The following is a 17,535-nucleotide window of genomic DNA, read 5'->3' on the forward strand; positions in this document are numbered from 1 at the left end:
CAATGTTAAGCGACTTTCTTCGCTTCATCGGCCGACGGAAGTGGAATATTAAAATTCGCTCCACCTTCGATACAAGCCTTAAAGCCTTCTTCAGTGATTGAAACGTCTACACCATTCATTGTTAGTGTAAAGCGGCCATCAACCACACTTAATGTTGCTTGTGATCCAGCGATCGTCAAGTTTACATTAAAATTCATATTACCAGCTGCACTAAAAGCAACTTCCCCACTGTCAGCACTTGTTGGTGCAACATGAGTAAAAGTTGGCGCAGGAGTTTCTTTAGGCGCTTGATTTATCACAAGTACGTTTTCATTGTCTTCATCTTTTATCATTGTTGTTTCTGGAGTTTCCTCCATCTCAAGAGTCGTCTCAGGCGATGCTGCGTCAATTTCTTCAAGATCCTTCATAATGGCATCCATTTCCTCTTCATCAAAGCCTTCCGAGAAAGCTTCTTCAAGAGTTGGAGTTGAATCCCCAGCAACAACTTCTTCGATATCTTCTTGAGCAACGATTTGCGCTGGCCCTTCATCTTCAACAACAGGCCCTTCTTCGATCTCAGCAACAGGCTCAGCCTCTGCAACCATCTCATCTAAAGGATTAACCTCTGCAACCATCTCGTCTAACGGATTTGCCTCGGCCACCATCTCATCTAAGGGATTTGTTTCAGCTACCATAGCATCAAGAGGGTTTACTTCTGCAGCAATTTCTTCAACTGGTGCCGCTTCTTCGACAGCTTCCATCACAGGTGTTTCCGCTACCGGTGCTTCTTCTTCAGTTTCAGCAACTGGCGCTTGGCCAAGCTCTCCCGATAATTCCTTATCGAGGCTTGCGAATTCTGCCATGATGTCATCTAATTCATTTTCAGAAAATCCAGTTTCTACACTTTTTGCTGCCGCATCTTGTGGTTTATTTCCAACCATATAAACTCCGTCTATTGATCCAATATCACTTGTGCTTTTCGACACAGATGACAGAAACTTTAAGAAATAAACAACTTATAAAAATCAAGCACTTAGACAGCCTAAGTCGAGAATTTCTATTTTTAAGCATGACAATATGAATGCCCATCGTTATATTTTACTACCAATTTAAAGACGCAACACACGACTTTCCTTACATAGTTTAGATTGTTAACCATCTTAAAGTTTTGAGGATTGTCTGATTATTATATGGAACAACAGGCGAAGTGAAAGATTCATCGTTTTCAGCTAAGAACTGGCTGATTAACAATATTCCTGAACCTAGTGCCGAGGCAGAAAGCCTTGAGGTACAAGCGCGTGCAGCATCTGCAGGCGGACCTACTCCTGTTCCATCAATCCAAAGCGGAGAATTCCTTGTTAGTGATCACATCATTCCTAAATGGCGTGGTGAAAGTTTATTAACTAAGGGGAGTATGAAGTTCAAAAAGATCGTATTTGAACTTTTTACTGAAGCAAAGACACAGGTTAAGTCTTTCAAGAACCGCAACCGCAGTCTTAAGCAATCACTTTTTCAAGAATTTATTGAATATACGACTCACAACGGGATTCACCCTGAGGGAGTTAGCGACTTTAATCAATTTTGGGCACAACTTGATGACAAGAACGGCCCAAGTTACGAGTGCATCCAGGACTTTTTAAAAGTTTACTGCCTTCGTTCTATCAGCGTCTATATCTTAAAGGTTCGCTTTCTAACTCAGTTGAGCTCTTTCTATTCAAAGACTCTTACTAAGAATGAGATTTTAAATCCAAACTCAACACTAAGTAAGATCTTTAAAGTATCAAGCTCTCGTGAATTATCGAGCCGTGCTCTTGGAACTAATGAATACAGCTGGTTTAGGCCAAATGAGAATTTTGGTGACAGTATTCTAGAGCTTAGCTCTATCCTTAAAGACCTTAACCCAATTGAGTTCTTTAAAGTTTTAAATCATGAAATTCCAAACGAGCTATCAGTTGTTCTATTTCACAATGAAACTGATAAGTACTCTCATGCTTTCAGTAATCGTAACTCTGGTTTAATGATTAATAATCTCTTAATTAATTTTCCAAAGTGGATTGAAAATCATGGTGGATACTTCAACTTTAATGCACAACCACAGTGTTTAAGTACTCTGTTTACAGGAAACTTCCTTAATTCTCTGACAATCTCTCACTGGATTGCTCAGGAGAATAACTCGACGGAAGCCTGGCAAGAAATTATCTGTCCAGAGTTTAGAGGCGATAACTATGTTAACGGGCAATACTTAAAGATATTCCAAGAAATTCAGTTCATGACTTTCTTAGTTTACCTTGCTCCAAGACAGAATAAAGATCCAATTTCTTTAATCGTTTCGCTTTTTAAACAGAAGTCGAATAAGTCGAGAATCACAGCAAGTGGACAATTTGCGCTACTAGATGCAACAGAGGTTCAACAAAGTATCTACGATAGAATACTTGTTAACTTAGTTAATATCCCTAAGAAGAACCCACACCACTACCTCATTACAAATATTATGCAAAATGGGGAGCATCTTTCTAATAGTGGTTATATGTACGTCTTCTCTAACCAGAAGCTCTTCGTTCCTTCTCATGCAGCAAAGAACGAAGCACTATTTAAGCAGTACAAGCTACTAATGCGTTTTAACCTAGAAGGTCTTAAAGGTAAGGGTGAAATCCCTCGCTACTTCTATATCTTCTCAAAGCGCGTTGTTGAAAATAAATTAGATATCTTTGGTAATCCGGATGTAAACTCGACTCTTCTTAAAGAGTCATGCCTATCTGTGAATATGAATGGTGACCTAACTCACTTCTCTAAATTTGATTTCTTCGTTGAAGAAATTGATAAATTATTTGCAAATAAGAAGGCCATTGACGCTCCACTTTTCTCAAATGAGACAAAGTGTGGACTATCATTTGAATTCCACCAGGATGCTATCCTAAACGGAAAGCTTCTAAGTAATAATAGCGAAAGTGATAAGATCACTCACCCACAATACTTTAAGAACCTAACAAAGAGCTGTATTCCTTTTGATCAGTTTTTCAGTGTAGAGTCCCTTTCAAATTATCGTGAAGATGAGAATTATGATCTCTTAGGTTTCAACTTAAACCCACAAGAGCGCTACCCATATCTTCTAATCGTAGATTTTACGAATGAGAATGATATTAAACTTGAGCTAACGACAATTGATTCACTGAAGGCGAAGATTGAGGAGTATGGTAATGCTTACTTCCAGTACTTTGGACTTCTTCCTAAGATCTCGAACCTAAATATCAATCTATTTAGAGAGTTCTTTAAGACAACAATTGGTAAACAAATTACTCAACTTACTTTTAATGGTGGACTGAAGAAAACTAAGGCAAAACTAAATGCCATGTTGATTCCAAAATTCCTAGAGAAGACGGAATTCTTACCAAATCACCATATTGAGTCACTTCAAGATATCACTCTTTCAAAAGAAGATATTCTAAAGACAGACTTCTCAGTATATACTCAGAGGCTTGCATCTAAGGTCGATACAATCAACCTACTTGCTAAGCGCTGGCCATGGCACACAAGCTGTATCCTTTCTCACCTGAAAATCCTTATTGGTAATTACCGTGACCAGGTAAATAGTGGAAAGGTTCAGATGAAGTACGATTACTCTTCGAGTGCCCTTATTGGAAAGATTGTCGCTCTACCTAAGACACCTATCTATCCAAATAATCAGGATATTTATCTTGAGACTCTAATTAGTGAAAGAAGTGATATTCACCTTCCACTAACAAGTGCAATTTTTGAAAAGTCTGAACACACAACAAAGCTTAGACTAATCTCTAATGATACTGAAGTTCTGAACCTACACGGTGAACTTCAACTTCTGCAATTTATCCAGTTTATTCTTTCAAGTGCTGTTGGAACTCCAATCTCAACAATTATTCAATCACTTGAAGTACCTGCTGCGATAGAATTAAACTCGCTTCTTGCTGAGCAAGATCAAGTTGCTCAAAACGTAAATGAGACTTTTGCTCTTATTAATAACACCCTAAACAATATCATTATTGGTCAAATAAATAATTAGTGATATCATAGACTTATGCAATTGAAAGTCGATGAGACTCACAGGAGTATCTACCGCTATTTTAAAAATAAGGCCAACTCTCTTGAAGGAGAGCCCACCCCTCTACTAAAGAAATACCGACAAGATCAACAGCGCTATGCTCGCCGCGAGTTTCAAAAATCAAGCGTGAGTCAATTATATGATTCAATTGATACCTCAGATATCATCTATCTTGGAGACTTTCACACTTTTGATCAAAGCACGAGAAACCTCGAGCGCATCATTCGCATCCTAGCAAAGAGTGATTATCAATTTGCCATTGGTGTGGAGTTCATTCATATCAATCATCAATTCTATATTGATTCTTACCTAAAAGGGGCCATCACCGAGCTTGAGTTCCTAGAGTCTATTAACTACAAAAACTCTTGGCGCTTTCCTTGGACCTTCTACAAGATTTTCTTTGACCTTGCTAAGGAACACAATATTTCAATTCTTGCTCTTAACACTAAAGGCAATCTTGAAACCAGAGATAAGAAAGCCGCAAAGAAAATTGCAACTTATCACAAGGAAAACCCTGAACATAAGCTGCTCATTCTCTTTGGAGAGCTTCACATCGTTCCCAATAAGCTGCCGCAAAAGGTTTTTGACCTGGCCAATAAAAATGTCGTTCAAACGATAATTCATCAAAACACAGATGAAGTTTATTGGAAGCTTGTTGAAACTAATAAGCTTAGATCAGACCAAATTGTTAAGTATAATATGCGAGAATTCGTTCTTGTAAACTCGCCTCCGTGGCTTAAGTATGAATCCCAAATTTATTGGTATGAGCACTTGGCCGATGATCCAGAATTTGATATTCACGAGTATATTATTGAAACTGGAACACTTAAGTTCTCAGATAATATCTTTGATAACTTTGCTTACTTTTGCCACGAGATCAATAACACCCTTAATCTTGATATTCCAATTGGCGAGATTGAAGACTTTAGAATCTTTGATCAACAAAGCATAAAGCGAGTTAAGAACACAATTGGTAAGCTTAAGTCAAAGAAGGCCATTGGTTTTTATAATAAGCTACTTGAACATGGTAAGACGTTTAAGCTTCCATGTAAGAAGGCCTACTACTGCTCAAGTTATTCCATAAATCGAATCTCTTACTTAGCAGGAATTCATATTCACCAATCAAAGCTAAAAATTCCAGAAAAGGAAATTGTGGGCTTCTTTAACAAAAGAGATCGAACAAATTTATTCGTCTACCTTGTCCATAATTATATTAGTGCGTATTTTTGCTCAAAACTCTTTAACCCGTATCGAAAGTGCAATATGTATAAAGACTTTCAATACATGGCCCGCCACAATAAACAAGTAAAGAAGACTGACAAGATGGTCTTTAAGGCATGTTTAAAACTTTGTAATAAAAGGGTCAATGTGAATGAAGAGCTTAAGGGACTTAACCTCTACCAGCTTCACAAGGCCTCCCGAAAAGTATCCCACATGCTGGCCGACATTATCTTCGACTATTATTTTGCGGCCAATAGAATTGAGTATAAAGATGTATACAGGCTTGTAGCATCAGATGATTACTCAAATGAAAACTATCAAAGCCTGTTAAATGAAATTGGAAATTTAGTAGAAATTAAAAAACTAAAAAAACGCGAATTCTAATTACATTAGTCTTTGCATAATCTCGCGTTTAGTACCCTTTTCAATACGAGTAACTTTCTTAGAAGTATCTTCCTTGGCTTCTTCGGTCACCTTTTCAACACTTTCTACTTCAACTGCAGGAGCGGCAACAACAACATCTTTTGTCTTAAAGATTAACTTGTACTTACGCCCAACTGGTTGTAGATCGTCATTATAAAGATTTGCAAGCTCTAGACGTCCTGAAATATCTTTAAGAAGTTCTCTTACAATTTGTACCGAAGTTTCAAGCTCAGTTGAGTTTTTACTCTCTCCATATGATGAGATACTTAGATAGTAAATTGCTCCAAGAGTCTTACCTTGAACTTCAATTGTTCTCTTATCTTCATCAGCATTGATTGAGTTCTTAGCTGCATCTAAAAGAATATTATATTGAATCTGCTCAATTGTTTCTCTCTCACCAATGATTTCTTTTTCATTAGTATCAATTTTAAATTCGATTCCCTGCTCTTTGTACTGATCTTGTACTTTACAAGCGATGAAACGATTTACCGATGAGATTTCACAACTTTGCACCATTGGTACATTTGTTTCATTCTCACCACTTTCATTTGATTCACTCATTGACCAAATTTGATCTGCAACTTGCTTTGCATCTTGATCATCGTCAGAAAGAACCATCCCAAAAGTTTTATTTTCGTTAGAAGAGATCGTTGCCTTTCTCTTCTCTCTTTTGAAATTTTGTTTTTGTGCAGAATAAAGCTTCGAGCAATGCTTCATCTCATTAAGTTCTAGTGCATTAATAATAACACTTTCAATCTCGTCAAAATTATCTTCTTGATTAAGCATAAGTAAACTTAAAGCTTCATCTTCAAGTTCCTTTCTTCTTTGCATAACAATTTTCTTAAAGATTAATTCCCATGCAAAAGTAAATAGGAAAACTCCTGCTACAAGAGCAAGTGAGATTTTAATATTTGAAAGTGAATTAGAAATTGTTTCAAAGTGATTCTCAATAAGAATTGAGCCCGCATCAGCCGCATCTTCAAATTGAGAGAATTTTTCATCAACATTACTAGAGAAATTCTTATCAGTAACAGAGAACCCCTTCCCTGTACTTCTTAAGCTCTCATGAAACCAGTGTACGTTTGAGCTAACTGTATTAAATTTTTTAACGATAGCTGATGAGAATTTTCCATACTCAGTCATTAGGTCTGAAACTTGTGCGAAACACTCTCCAGTTTGCGCCGTAAAGTTGCTATCAAGATATGTTGAATTCATATCCCCTGCTACTGCGGCCGTGTAGGTCTGCTGAACTCTCGTGCTACAAATTTGAATTCCATTTTGAATTGTTGAAACCAGTTTATAACTATTTGATACACCACTTAGCATATAAGCAATGACTAAAATTGAGACAGAAGATAGACCTAATATTCCTAATCTCACCTTTGAAAATTTGTATTGAACTGGTTTACTCATCCATAAGTCCTTAAAATTACGTAATTCATTTACTATTGCGCCACCTAGCACACTTTAATTCTACCTATTCATTGCGCTAGAATAAAGAGTAGACAAATTTTACCAGTTTAAAGGAGATTCCTTTGTCCCTAACCAAGTAAAATGGTACAATTTTTATAGGATAATCCGGCCGGAGAAAAATGATCAACTATATAACAATCCTATTTTCCCTCGTTTTGCATGCTTTAGTACTAAGTCTAGTATTCGATGCTGGCGAGTCTAAAAAGCTGGCCCAAGAAGAAGCAATAAAACTAAAATTTAAACAAGTTGAAGTTAGAAAGATTGGGCTTGATAAGGCCCAGGATAATCAAAACCTATTTGGTCAACTGGCCTATGGTAAACCAACATATAGTGAAAAAGAAATTAAGCGCGTTGATCAAGAAGTTAAAAGTCGCTCTTCTGCCCTATCAAAGAAAGAAGAACAAAGAATTATCAAAGTGGCCAAGAAGGAATCGGTACAAAAGAATCAGATTCTTCAAAAGAGAATTTCCAAGGAAAGCTTTAAGGACGCAAATTGGACTAACGAGTTATCTCATGTTCAAGAGGCCACTGTTAGCTTCCTTCCTCCTAAGGGGATTAGCCCCGATAAGCTAAATGAATTTGAAAAAGTATTCTATGCTTTCTATAAGCGTGTGGCCGTTCAATATATCAACTCCGTTCAAATCTCAGTGAGAAACCGAGTAACTGAAAGGCCATATGTACAAGAAAGTCTGCGTTCTGCTTCAGCTCAAGAGTTAAAGGCCGTTGTTCGCTACGACGAAGAAGGAAATGCGGAAATTGTTAAGATTCTAAAATCGTCTGAAGATGATGATATTCATAAGATCTTTGAAACAGCTCTCGGCAAGATGAATAAGATCCCTAATATTGTCAAAGACCTAAAAGACGAAGATGGTAAGTACTATGCGATCTTCACTCTCTCAGTAAATACACGCCGCTAAGAATAGCGCGGCCACAATGATCAATTGTAATTTTCGTGGAATTCCAAAAGCAATAAAGACAAAGAAATCCTTTAAGGCCAGGTTGTACTGACGCTTTCTTATAATAGGACTCCCCTTTATCTGATCTTCTTCTTGCTCTGGGATTAACTCATCAAGCTCACGTAAAAGAATCTCTTCGACTTCGGTGTTGGCCTGATACGAATTAAAGTCATTTATGAGCTGCTGCTTTTTAAGCTCATATTCCAGTAGTTTTTGGCGACAATCTAGGCATTGAGAAATATGTTGTTCATTTTTAACAAAGTCACGACTTTCTAAATAGGTCATCTGCTTTGAAAAAAAACATTTATTCAGATTACTATTAATTAATTGTTCTTCCATCGAAGCTCTCATTTAGATTAATGCTCTTATGCGGTAGTTGATCAATATATGATAGGACTTGCTGCTGTGAAATCTTTAAACTCTCTGAGATATGATCAACTGACTCCCCCTTAAATTCAAAAAGGTAAATACACGCCCTTTGCTCAACAGTATTTATGCTACCACTTCTATTACTTAGGATTTGTTCACTTCTTTGCTTGGCCAGCGATACTAATTTTAATAAGAATTGGCGCTCAAAGTATTCATTATCAATCTTATAGAGAGTCTGACTATCTTGGGCAACGAAGCCTGTTGCCACATCAATAATAAGTTGCATTGCCTGCAACTGATCTTGAATCAAGTAATTGGCAACTTGATAAAATTCATCCACTAATTTTCGAATAAGTTCTTTTTTAACTATCACAAGATAATTCTAGCAAGCTTTGGAAAAAATGCTACTGAGATTTTAAACACTTAAGTGAAGATTAAAGTATATTCAATAGATTACCGATAAAATAGTGAGGAAATGTAAGAACGAGGATTACATGAGAAAATTTTTATTATTGGGAACTTTAGTACTCATGACATTAACGAGTTGTACTCAGCCGACTAATTCTAGAGCGAATTATAATAGCTCTAATGGGAATGGTTGGGACAACAACGGTAACACAGGAACAGGCAATGGTGGCTGGGACTGGGGTGACGGAAGTGGTGACAGCGGTGATGATAGCGATAATGAGCAAACTGATCCAGGTGATGGCTACGGTGATGGTAACGAAGAGGGTGATGCCGATGGTGGCCAAACTCAAAACTTCTATACTGTCGGAAGTATTATCCTACACGGAAATTCACGTGCTTCTTCAGGCTCCAATGTAAGATGGTCCTCAACATCTCTAGGAACAGGTCAGGCAATGCTCTATACTGACTCTCGTTTTAATATTCGCGTTCGTCCAAGAACAGCTCCTTCTCAAGGAACTTATGACGACAACGGCGTTAAATGTCATTACAATCCACAACAGTATAAGAAACTACAAATTAAGCTTTGTATTCGAGCGGAAGGACAAGCTTGTAACTTAACAAGAACTGTAACTTTTGGTGATATTGCAAACGGAGAAGTTTCAAAAGTTAAGGAATTTTCTGGCTCAACACTACCGTCAACATATGGGCCAATGATCGTTGATATTCTTGATGTTCAATGGGATTGGTCATGCCAATACTACCTTAATCAAGGCTATAGCCAAAGTGATGCCGTGACAAATGGCTACTGTCCTATGGCCACAGTTTGGCCTAACGACTGTGTTGCCTTTGACATTCAGTTTTCAACTGACTCGACAAAGGACTTCCCTGCTTCGGCCCCAAGAATGTAATTACTTAAATAATTCGAGTGCGAGGTTTCTTTTCATAGCAGAAGAAACCTCCACCATGAGTCCTGGACACGTCACATTTACTTCAGAAATTCTTCCACCCAAAATATCAAAAGCAATTAAATCAACCCCATCCGCCATTAGCTTTTCGCAGATATGCTGACATTCTGCTTTTACCTGAGCATCTAATTCTACTGCCGAATACTTTGCACCTTGAGCAATATTGGCAAGGAACTCTCCTTCTTTAGGAACCTTAAGAATTGTTCCCAACTCCTTGGCGCGGTAGAAGATCGTACGAATTTCACCTTCAACAACTGAGTTATCAAATTCCTGTACAACAACAGGTCCTTTAAACTCATCGCATTTGGCCTTAAAATGCCCCTCAAATTCGTTCAAGCTCACTTTTTGAACACCAATGCCCTGATAAAGATCTAAAGGCTTTAAAATCAATTCTTGAACGCCACGGGCCTCAAGGATAGAAATAAATTTCTTTGCACCGGATAAAGAAGTTCCAACATAACTGTCGAGACTTAACTCTCTTGTGTAGGCCGCAAGCTTTTCATTGTGCTTCATAATCCCCAGTGGATTATTTAAAACTTGAACACCATACATATCAGTAAGGAAGTTAAGCATCCAAAGATAGCGCTGGTAGCGCGAGTCATATGGCGGGTCGATTCGCATGTGAATCGCCGTATTTGAATCAATCGAAACAACTTCTGGAGAATCCTCTACTTTGAAGTCCTCAACATAGAAGCTTTCATTAATCTTTCCACTAATTCGGTAACAGTCAAACTGAATACCCTTAGCATTTTGAACAAAGAAGTCCTTTTCAAAAAGAACGTAAACATCCTCACCTCTTTCTTGCATTGTTAAGGCAATTAAGATTGTCGAATCTTTCTTTGTGACAAGTTTTTCAATTGGATCGATAAAGAATAAGTGTTTCTTGTTTTTCATAACAAGAAAGATATCACTAATTTAGCGATTTGGAATTAAAAAGATAGTCCTCAAAACTCCCTTCGATATCTTCGTTGAGGTACTTTTCATAACGCTGTTCTATATTGGCAAAAAGAGCTTTAAGATCACCACGAAATTGCTTTGCGTACTCAGAGATATGCGATTGGCTTTTCTCGTAAGTCATAAACGCAGCTAAAGATGCCGTGTTCCACTCCATTTTTGAAGGCCAACAATTTGTCACCTCAAGTTTAGAACAAAGATTGGCAAGCTCTTCGGGCATCGTCTTAGAGAGATACTCTTTCTTGGCACTCACCCAATCATCTTGCTTAAGAATATCCTTAAGCTTTTGAGCATGATTTGTGACGGCCTTTTTAAGCTTAGAATTTAGCTCTAGATTTTTGAAGTAGCCATCCAACTCTTTATCATCCTTGTAATATTCGATGAGCATTTGTTCGCCAAAGTAGTTGGCAAGATTTTCATTGAGGTCAACCTCACTCTTAGCAAAGAAGATAGTGTGAAATAGTTCATGAAAGACAGTTTCAGTTAAACTGTATTTTCCGTATTCAAAGAAAGAAGAAAGAATGGGGTCATCAAAATTTCCCAGCGTCGAGTAAGCGAGAACATCTCTTGTATAGGTCTCATACCCTTCTCTTTCAAGCTCCTTAGCAAATTCTGTTGCAGACTCTTCTTTAAAAAAACCAAGGTAAGGAAAACAGCCATAGAATGTGAAACACTCTTTACGGGCCTTAATTTCATTTGGTCTTGAAGCAATAACGAGATAAGTAACGGCACGAGACTTCAAGAGAGTCGTCTTTGAATAAATATCTGTCGATGGCCTTTGCCAATAATTATAGAAGTAAGTCTTATAAGTTTCGATTTGTTTAATTTTCGTCTTATACTCTTCACTGACTTTTGGGTCCTCTAAAACTTCATGATTCTTTCTAGCACTCCAAAGAATATCCACTTGGCCAATACCTTGTTCTGTTAGATAGCTAATCTTGGCACATGATAGACAACTTAATAAAAGAGAGAATTGAAAGATTCTTTTTAGAATAACCATGAGATCCCAGCGCTGTAACTTAGCTGATCCCTCGCCTCTTCAAATTTGAATGCGCGAAAGACCGTTCTTACTGAGCCCTTAATTGAGAAAGTTCTCGTTAGCATCATTTTCAGTGCAAAGGCACCAAACATGGCATCGTAACTCGACTTCTCTTTTCCGGACTTAATGAGATATTCGGTTGAAGTATCCAAGTCCTTAACTAAAGTTGTTGAATAAAGAGTATATTGTTGTCTACTCCATCCCAATGAGATGAGCGGTTGAAGAAATGATTTACGGCCAGAAAGCGCCTGTCTAATACCAATCCCAAAGCTTTGGGTTTTAATATTAGTATATTCATTTTCAATTACTAGGCCTGTCGAAAGATCAGAGTTGTCATACTTTCCAATAATTTCATTTTCAGATTGAGAAATATTAAACTCGATACCTGTTTTGGAAAGAAAGTAGAATGTAACTGATCCAGCATATGTTCTCTTTGTTTCATACGACTGGCGATCAAGCCCAAAGATATTCTTATTGTAATTAAAATCCAGATCCAGTTCTGTAAGGGCCATTGAATTCAACGATAAAAAGCCTAAGAACATAATTTTACAAAGTAAGGGTAAGCGTAATTTCATAATATCCTCAAAATATACTCAAGGATATTTTACAACTTACGAACTCATCAATGCCTATTTAGGCAAAGAACTCCATTTTACTTTGTCATTACAACTACTTATTTAAGCGGCGTCCATGATCTTGAAGTAGTTCACCCTGACAAGAAAGAGCAGTTGTCGAAATACACTTAACGTCAACCCAATGCCATTTAAGATTAAGGTCTTCGTTTTCTGCTGGTCCCTTAAAGTGAATAAGGCGATTACAATTTGTTCTCCCCTTCCACTTCGTTTCACCTTTCATTGTGTTCGAACCTTCGACTAGCACGCGGTATTCATTGCCAACCATCTTAGCGCGAATCTTTTCTTGGATTGCAAGTTGAAAGGCCTGTACTTCATGAAGACGTGACTTTCTAATTTCCTGAGTTAGGAAATCTTCCATTTTTGCGGCACGAGTTTTACTTCTTTGTGAGTAAACATATGAATAAATGAAATCAAATTGAGCTTTTTCAAGTAGATCAAGTGTTTCTTTGTGTTCTTCGTCAGTCTCATTAACGAAACCACAGATAATATCAGTTGAAAGAACGATATCAGGTCTGGCAGCACGAAGTTTTTCTAGGAGTCCTAGATAGTGTTCTTTCGTGTACTCACGATTCATTCTTTGAAGAACTGTATTTGAACCAGATTGAACTGGTAGGTGTAAGTGTTTTGATAATTTTTTCGCTGCTCCGTGAGCTGCAATTAGGTCGTCCGACACATCATACGGATGTGAAGTTGTATATCTTAGAATTTCTAGGCCGTTAATTTGGTCAAGATCCATGATTAGATCACTTAATCTTTCTCCATTTTCTTTCCCAAATGAGTTTACGTTTTGGCCAAGTAGCATAACTTCTTGAACACCTTGGTATTCAACTAGTCTTCTTACATCCTCAACAATCTCGGCCTGTTTTCTTGAACGTTCACGGCCACGAGTGTAAGGAACGATACAGTAAGTACAATATTTATCACAACCTTTGATAATATTAACGAATGCCTGAGGTGTTCCGTGATTGATTTTTGTTTCAATCGAAAAATTACTTGAGCGGTCCCAAGTATTAACAGAGAATTTATCATCCCCTGCATATGTGCGGTAAACCATATCGTTTATTGTATCAATTGTATCTGGTCCGAAGGCAAAGTTTAGATGCTTGAATTTTTTAACAAGATCCTTTCCTTCTGTTTGGGCCACACATCCGCCGACACCGATGACAAGATCATCACCTTTTTCTTGCTTTAAGTGCTTTAACTCACCTAATTGTGAATAAAATTTATTATTGGCAAGTTCCCTAACAGCACATGTATTGAAAAGAACAAGACTGGCCTCTTCCAAATCTTCAGTATGAGAGAAATTCAAATTCTTTAGGTGTGAAAGAATTCGTTCAGTATCATGATAATTCATCTGACAACCGTAAGTTTTCATCCAAACTTTTCTTGGTGGAAATGTCACATCACCTAGTTGAACGATGCGATCACCAGACTTTTCATCAATAAATGATGAAGCTACGTGATTTTGCTTACTTACACCTAGACCTGTTGGAGAAATATCTGTTGTCATGAACTTTTCCTTCTAACGCCTTTCTTTTCATTTCCCCTGACCAACCTACGGGCAGAATTAAGAGATGAAAATCTTATAAGTAACTGAAATAACGAGAAAACCAAGGAGATAACTACAGTTTAAAGCACTGTAACGTGTTGAAATCATTGAATTATTCTTATCGTATCAGCTATAAAATCTGGCGATAATATGGTCTTTTTTTAGATGTTTTTGGGTGGAATGTAAATAGATTTGAAAATAAGAAGGCCCGCTAATAGCGGGCCGACTCATTATTGAATTAAGAATTGTGCTTCTTATTTCTTTTTAGCAACTTTTTTCGTAGCTTTTTTAGCTGTTTTCTTAGCTGCTACTTTTTTTGTAGCTTTTTTTGCTACTTTCTTAGTTGCTTTCTTTGCAGTTGCTTTCTTAGCTACTTTTTTAGTAGCTTTCTTTGCAACTTTTTTCTTAGTAGCTTTCTTAGCTACTTTTTTTGTAGCTTTTTTAGCAACTTTTTTCTTTGTTGCTTTCTTTGCTACTTTCTTAGTTGCTTTTTTTGCTACTTTTTTCTTTGTAGCTTTCTTTGCAACTTTTTTCTTTGTTGCTTTCTTTGCTACTTTTTTCTTAGTTGCCTTCTTTGCAACTTTCTTAGTTGCTTTCTTTGCTACTTTTTTCTTTGTAGCTTTCTTTGCAACTTTCTTAGTAGCTTTTTTAGCTACTTTTTTCTTTGTAGCTTTTTTTGCAGTTTTCTTTGCTGCTTTCTTAGCTACTTTTTTTGTAGCTTTTTTAGCTACTTTTTTCTTAGTTGTCTTTTTAGTAGTTTTCTTAACTGCCATTGACATCCTCCTGGTTTTTTCAATACTTATGTTTATGGTAAACATAATTTTATTTGTGTGCAAATAAAAAATTACTTTTTGATAAGCATAAGCATCTTTTTTATTTCCCTATGTTCCTTTTTAACTTCGGATTAATTTTGAAATTACTTTACATTATTTTTAAAGAAAACCTCGAAACGAGCCGACAGCAAGGCTTCTCCATAAAACATAAAACTTTCTAATCTTCCTGATAGACGTTAGTTTCGGACTTACTCTTATAAAAAAATTAAGCGAAATTTTTTTTCATTTTTTTTCAAAAGAATAAGCAAAAACTGCCCTTTCAGGGCAGTTTCAGCATTTAAAAAATGTAAGTTTGATTGTAATTTGTCTTAGAAAAATTTTAAAAATTCAATTTTAGATCATCGTTTTCAACGACAACTTCTATTTTTCCACCGTGAGTTAAACTTCCAAATAGAACTTCAGTAGAAATTGGCTTCTTAAGCTTCTGATCGATGATTCGAGCGATTGGTCTTGCTCCCATTTTTTCATCAAATCCATTTTCGGCAAGCCAAATTTTAGCTTCTTCACTTAAAACGATCTCAATATTTTTAGCAGCTAACTTAATTTCAAGTTGTGAAACGAATTTTTCAACAATTTTAACAATGTACTCAGTAGAAAGTTTCTCAAAGTGTACAATTCCATCTAAACGGTTACGGAATTCAGGGCTAAAAAAGTTCTTAATGGTCTGATCTCTCTTACCAGTATTCTTTGAAGATGACTTTGCAAGGCCAATAGATCCACTATCCATTTCCTTAGCTCCAGCGTTCGTCGTCATGATTATCACTGTGTTTGTGAAGTCTGTTGTTCTTCCTTGAGAGTCTGTTAGAGACCCATGATCCATCACCTGGAGAAGAATATTATAGATATCCACATGTGCTTTCTCGATTTCATCAAGAAGTAGAACAGAATGTGGGTTTTTCTTAACAGCATCTGTTAATAAACCACCTTGGTCATGGCCAACATAACCAGGAGGCGAACCAATTAGCTTACTGACTGAATGTTTTTCCATGTATTCAGACATATCAAAGCGCTCAAGGTGACAACCTAGTTGGATGGAAAGTTGTTTAGCTAATTCTGTCTTCCCTACTCCGGTTGGGCCTGCAAATAGGAAGCTTGCAATAGGTTTTCCTTCATCGCCAAGGCCAGATTTTGACATATAAATGGCCTGAGACACTTCATCTACAGCGTGGTCTTGTCCAAAAATGAGCATTTTAAGATTTTTATTTAGATCCTTAAGCTTATCTTTTTCAGTCGTCTCAACTGTAATCTTTGGAATATTGGCCATTTTGGCCACAACATCTTCAATATCTTTCTTTGTAATCGAAGATTTCTTCTTACTTTCAGGTCGAATTTGATTTAAAGCACCTGCTTCATCAATGGCATCAATTGATTTGTCTGGATTTTTACGATCCATTAGGTAGCGAGATGTTAGAGCAACGGCTTCCTTGATGACATTGTCAGAGATCTTAACACCATGGTAAGACTCAAACTTAGGTCGAAGTCCTTTTAAGATGGCAATTGTATCTTCATTTGAAGGTTCATCCACATCAATTTTTTGGAATCGACGGTTAAATGCCGGATCTTTTTCAATAAACTTTCTATGTTCAGCATATGTTGTTGAACCAATGATACGAACAACTCCACGGCTTAGCGCAGGCTTTAATAAGTTAGAGGCATCCATACTTCCACCAGAAGTTGCCCCCGCCCCCATTACGGTATGCATTTCATCGATAAATAGAATGGCCTTCTTACCATCTTTATCGAGCTTTTCCAGATCTTTAATGACTCCCTTAACTCTTTGCTCGAAGTCACCTCTAAACTTTGCTCCTGCAACAAGAGCGGCCATATCAAGATTGAAAATCGTCGTACCTTTTAAGATGTCAGGTACTTTTTCTTCAACAATACGCTGTGCTAGTCCTTCGACGATCGCAGTCTTTCCAACTCCGGCTTCTCCAACAAGGAGAGGGTTATTCTTACGACGACGACAAAGAATTTGAACAATACGTAGCGCCTCTTCTTCTCGGCCAACAAGAGGATCAATACGATTCTCTCTTGCTAGTTCATTTAAGTTCACAGTGAACTTAGCTAAGAATGAATCTCCCTTCTTTGAACGAGACTGAGGTTCTTCACCTTCCACATATTCAATGCGAGGAACTTCCTCTTCATCTTCGGGGCCAAGTCCATGAGAGATGGCCTTAACAATATCGAATCTTTCGATCCCTTGCTTTTGCAGAGAATAAAGAGCAAAGCTTTCTTTCTCTTGAAATAGAGAAACGAGTAGGTTGATCCCTAGAATCTGACTTTTTCCACTTGATTGCACATGAATTGCGGCCCTTTGAATGACTCTTTGTAGAGACATCGAAATTTCAGGCTGGTAAACAATTCCATTTTCTCGTGCCAACTCCCTTAACTCATCGTTAACGAATTGTTGTTTAGAAAGAGATTCGATTTGGTCATCTGATAGAATGCTAAAGTTAGATTCATCGTGGATAAACTCGTTAAGCTCACTTTCAATTTCTTCAAGATCACCACCACAATATTCAATTATCTCTCTTACATTTTCATCTGCAAGTAGAGACAAAAGGACATTTTCAAGAGTCAGATATTCATGCTTCAAAGTATTTGCTCTTTGAATTGACTCATTAATGATGGTTTCTAATTTTTTTGACATCATTTT

General features: G+C 37.1%; 14 protein-coding genes. 4 read left to right on the plus strand and 10 right to left on the minus strand.

The annotated features are described in order from the left end of the window. Nucleotides 1–5: 5 nt before the first annotated feature. On the minus strand, nucleotides 6–965 hold the full coding sequence (locus tag ABMA78_RS03235; RefSeq protein WP_392856999.1) for a hypothetical protein: 960 nt from the start codon (nucleotides 963–965) through the stop codon (nucleotides 6–8). Nucleotides 966–1,186: 221 nt separating this feature from the next. Between ABMA78_RS03235 and ABMA78_RS03240 the strand changes: the two genes are divergently transcribed. Continuing rightward, entirely contained in the window at nucleotides 1,187–4,015 is a 2,829-nt protein-coding gene (locus ABMA78_RS03240) for a hypothetical protein (protein WP_392857002.1), read from the plus strand. 15 nt (nucleotides 4,016–4,030) lie between these two features. After that, nucleotides 4,031–5,659 carry a ChaN family lipoprotein gene (locus ABMA78_RS03245; protein ID WP_392857003.1) on the plus strand — a complete coding sequence of 543 codons (1,629 nt, stop codon included), beginning with the start codon at nucleotides 4,031–4,033 and terminating at the stop codon, nucleotides 5,657–5,659. On the opposite strand, the gene ABMA78_RS03250 is transcribed toward ABMA78_RS03245, so the two are convergent. Next, nucleotides 5,660–7,111: a hypothetical protein gene (locus ABMA78_RS03250; protein WP_392857006.1), complete on the minus strand. Its 1,452-nt coding sequence runs from the start codon at nucleotides 7,109–7,111 to the stop codon at nucleotides 5,660–5,662. A 179-nt stretch (nucleotides 7,112–7,290) separates the two neighbouring features. Here ABMA78_RS03250 and ABMA78_RS03255 point away from each other — a divergent pair, with 179 nt between their 5' ends. Further along, nucleotides 7,291–8,088, plus strand: coding sequence for a hypothetical protein (locus ABMA78_RS03255; RefSeq protein WP_392857007.1), 798 nt, complete (start codon nucleotides 7,291–7,293; stop codon nucleotides 8,086–8,088). Here ABMA78_RS03255 and ABMA78_RS03260 read toward each other — a convergent pair. Together ABMA78_RS03260 and ABMA78_RS03265 are read right to left on the minus strand one after the other, a co-directional pair. Beyond that, nucleotides 8,068–8,466: a hypothetical protein gene (locus ABMA78_RS03260; protein WP_392857008.1), complete on the minus strand. Its 399-nt coding sequence runs from the start codon at nucleotides 8,464–8,466 to the stop codon at nucleotides 8,068–8,070. The genes ABMA78_RS03255 and ABMA78_RS03260 overlap by 21 nt on opposite strands. Then, entirely contained in the window at nucleotides 8,447–8,869 is a 423-nt protein-coding gene (locus ABMA78_RS03265; protein ID WP_392857009.1) for a hypothetical protein, read from the minus strand. The genes ABMA78_RS03260 and ABMA78_RS03265 overlap by 20 nt, the downstream gene beginning before the upstream one ends. 121 nt (nucleotides 8,870–8,990) lie before the next feature. On the opposite strand from ABMA78_RS03265, the gene ABMA78_RS03270 reads away from it, so the two are divergent. Beyond that, entirely contained in the window at nucleotides 8,991–9,812 is an 822-nt protein-coding gene (locus ABMA78_RS03270; protein WP_392857012.1) for a hypothetical protein, read from the plus strand. Here ABMA78_RS03270 and ABMA78_RS03275 read toward each other — a convergent pair whose 3' ends face one another. From ABMA78_RS03275 to clpA, 6 genes are all read right to left on the minus strand, one after another. After that, the gene (locus ABMA78_RS03275) at nucleotides 9,813–10,763 is read right to left on the minus strand and encodes a hypothetical protein (protein WP_392857014.1); all 951 of its coding nucleotides are present in this window, start codon (nucleotides 10,761–10,763) and stop codon (nucleotides 9,813–9,815) included. It lies immediately after the preceding gene. Nucleotides 10,764–10,779: 16 nt separating this feature from the next. Continuing rightward, on the minus strand, nucleotides 10,780–11,823 hold the full coding sequence (locus ABMA78_RS03280) for an aminopeptidase (protein WP_392857016.1): 1,044 nt from the start codon (nucleotides 11,821–11,823) through the stop codon (nucleotides 10,780–10,782). Further along, nucleotides 11,811–12,437 (minus strand): hypothetical protein, encoded by a 627-nt coding sequence (locus ABMA78_RS03285; protein WP_392857018.1) that lies wholly within the window; start codon nucleotides 12,435–12,437, stop codon nucleotides 11,811–11,813. The genes ABMA78_RS03280 and ABMA78_RS03285 overlap by 13 nt, the downstream gene beginning before the upstream one ends. A 94-nt stretch (nucleotides 12,438–12,531) precedes the next feature. Further along, entirely contained in the window at nucleotides 12,532–14,007 is a 1,476-nt protein-coding gene (gene miaB / locus ABMA78_RS03290) for a tRNA (N6-isopentenyl adenosine(37)-C2)-methylthiotransferase MiaB (RefSeq protein WP_392857021.1), read from the minus strand. A 293-nt stretch (nucleotides 14,008–14,300) separates the two neighbouring features. Then, complete coding sequence (locus tag ABMA78_RS03295; RefSeq protein ID WP_392858021.1) at nucleotides 14,301–14,882, minus strand: hypothetical protein; 582 nt, start codon at nucleotides 14,880–14,882, stop codon at nucleotides 14,301–14,303. Nucleotides 14,883–15,198: 316 nt separating this feature from the next. Further along, on the minus strand, nucleotides 15,199–17,532 hold the full coding sequence (gene clpA / locus ABMA78_RS03300) for an ATP-dependent Clp protease ATP-binding subunit ClpA (protein WP_392857022.1): 2,334 nt from the start codon (nucleotides 17,530–17,532) through the stop codon (nucleotides 15,199–15,201). Between the last annotated feature and the right edge of the window lie 3 nt (nucleotides 17,533–17,535).

The organism is Halobacteriovorax sp. RZ-2 (assembly GCF_043196685.1).
Taxonomy (GTDB): domain Bacteria; phylum Bdellovibrionota; class Bacteriovoracia; order Bacteriovoracales; family Bacteriovoracaceae; genus Halobacteriovorax_A.

What these genes read in the sequence shown, in the direction of transcription:
- clpA (WP_392857022.1), bottom strand. Translation starts at nt 17,532, where the DNA reads ATGATGTCAAAAAAATTAGAAACCATCATTAATGAGTCAATTCAAAGA.
- ABMA78_RS03245 (WP_392857003.1), top strand. Translation starts at nt 4,031, where the DNA reads ATGCAATTGAAAGTCGATGAGACTCACAGGAGTATCTACCGCTATTTT.
- ABMA78_RS03280 (WP_392857016.1), bottom strand. Translation starts at nt 11,823, where the DNA reads ATGGTTATTCTAAAAAGAATCTTTCAATTCTCTCTTTTATTAAGTTGT.
- ABMA78_RS03275 (WP_392857014.1), bottom strand. Translation starts at nt 10,763, where the DNA reads ATGAAAAACAAGAAACACTTATTCTTTATCGATCCAATTGAAAAACTT.
- miaB (WP_392857021.1), bottom strand. Translation starts at nt 14,007, where the DNA reads ATGACAACAGATATTTCTCCAACAGGTCTAGGTGTAAGTAAGCAAAAT.
- ABMA78_RS03260 (WP_392857008.1), bottom strand. Translation starts at nt 8,466, where the DNA reads ATGGAAGAACAATTAATTAATAGTAATCTGAATAAATGTTTTTTTTCA.
- ABMA78_RS03250 (WP_392857006.1), bottom strand. Translation starts at nt 7,111, where the DNA reads ATGAGTAAACCAGTTCAATACAAATTTTCAAAGGTGAGATTAGGAATA.
- ABMA78_RS03255 (WP_392857007.1), top strand. Translation starts at nt 7,291, where the DNA reads ATGATCAACTATATAACAATCCTATTTTCCCTCGTTTTGCATGCTTTA.
- ABMA78_RS03270 (WP_392857012.1), top strand. Translation starts at nt 8,991, where the DNA reads ATGAGAAAATTTTTATTATTGGGAACTTTAGTACTCATGACATTAACG.
- ABMA78_RS03285 (WP_392857018.1), bottom strand. Translation starts at nt 12,437, where the DNA reads ATGAAATTACGCTTACCCTTACTTTGTAAAATTATGTTCTTAGGCTTT.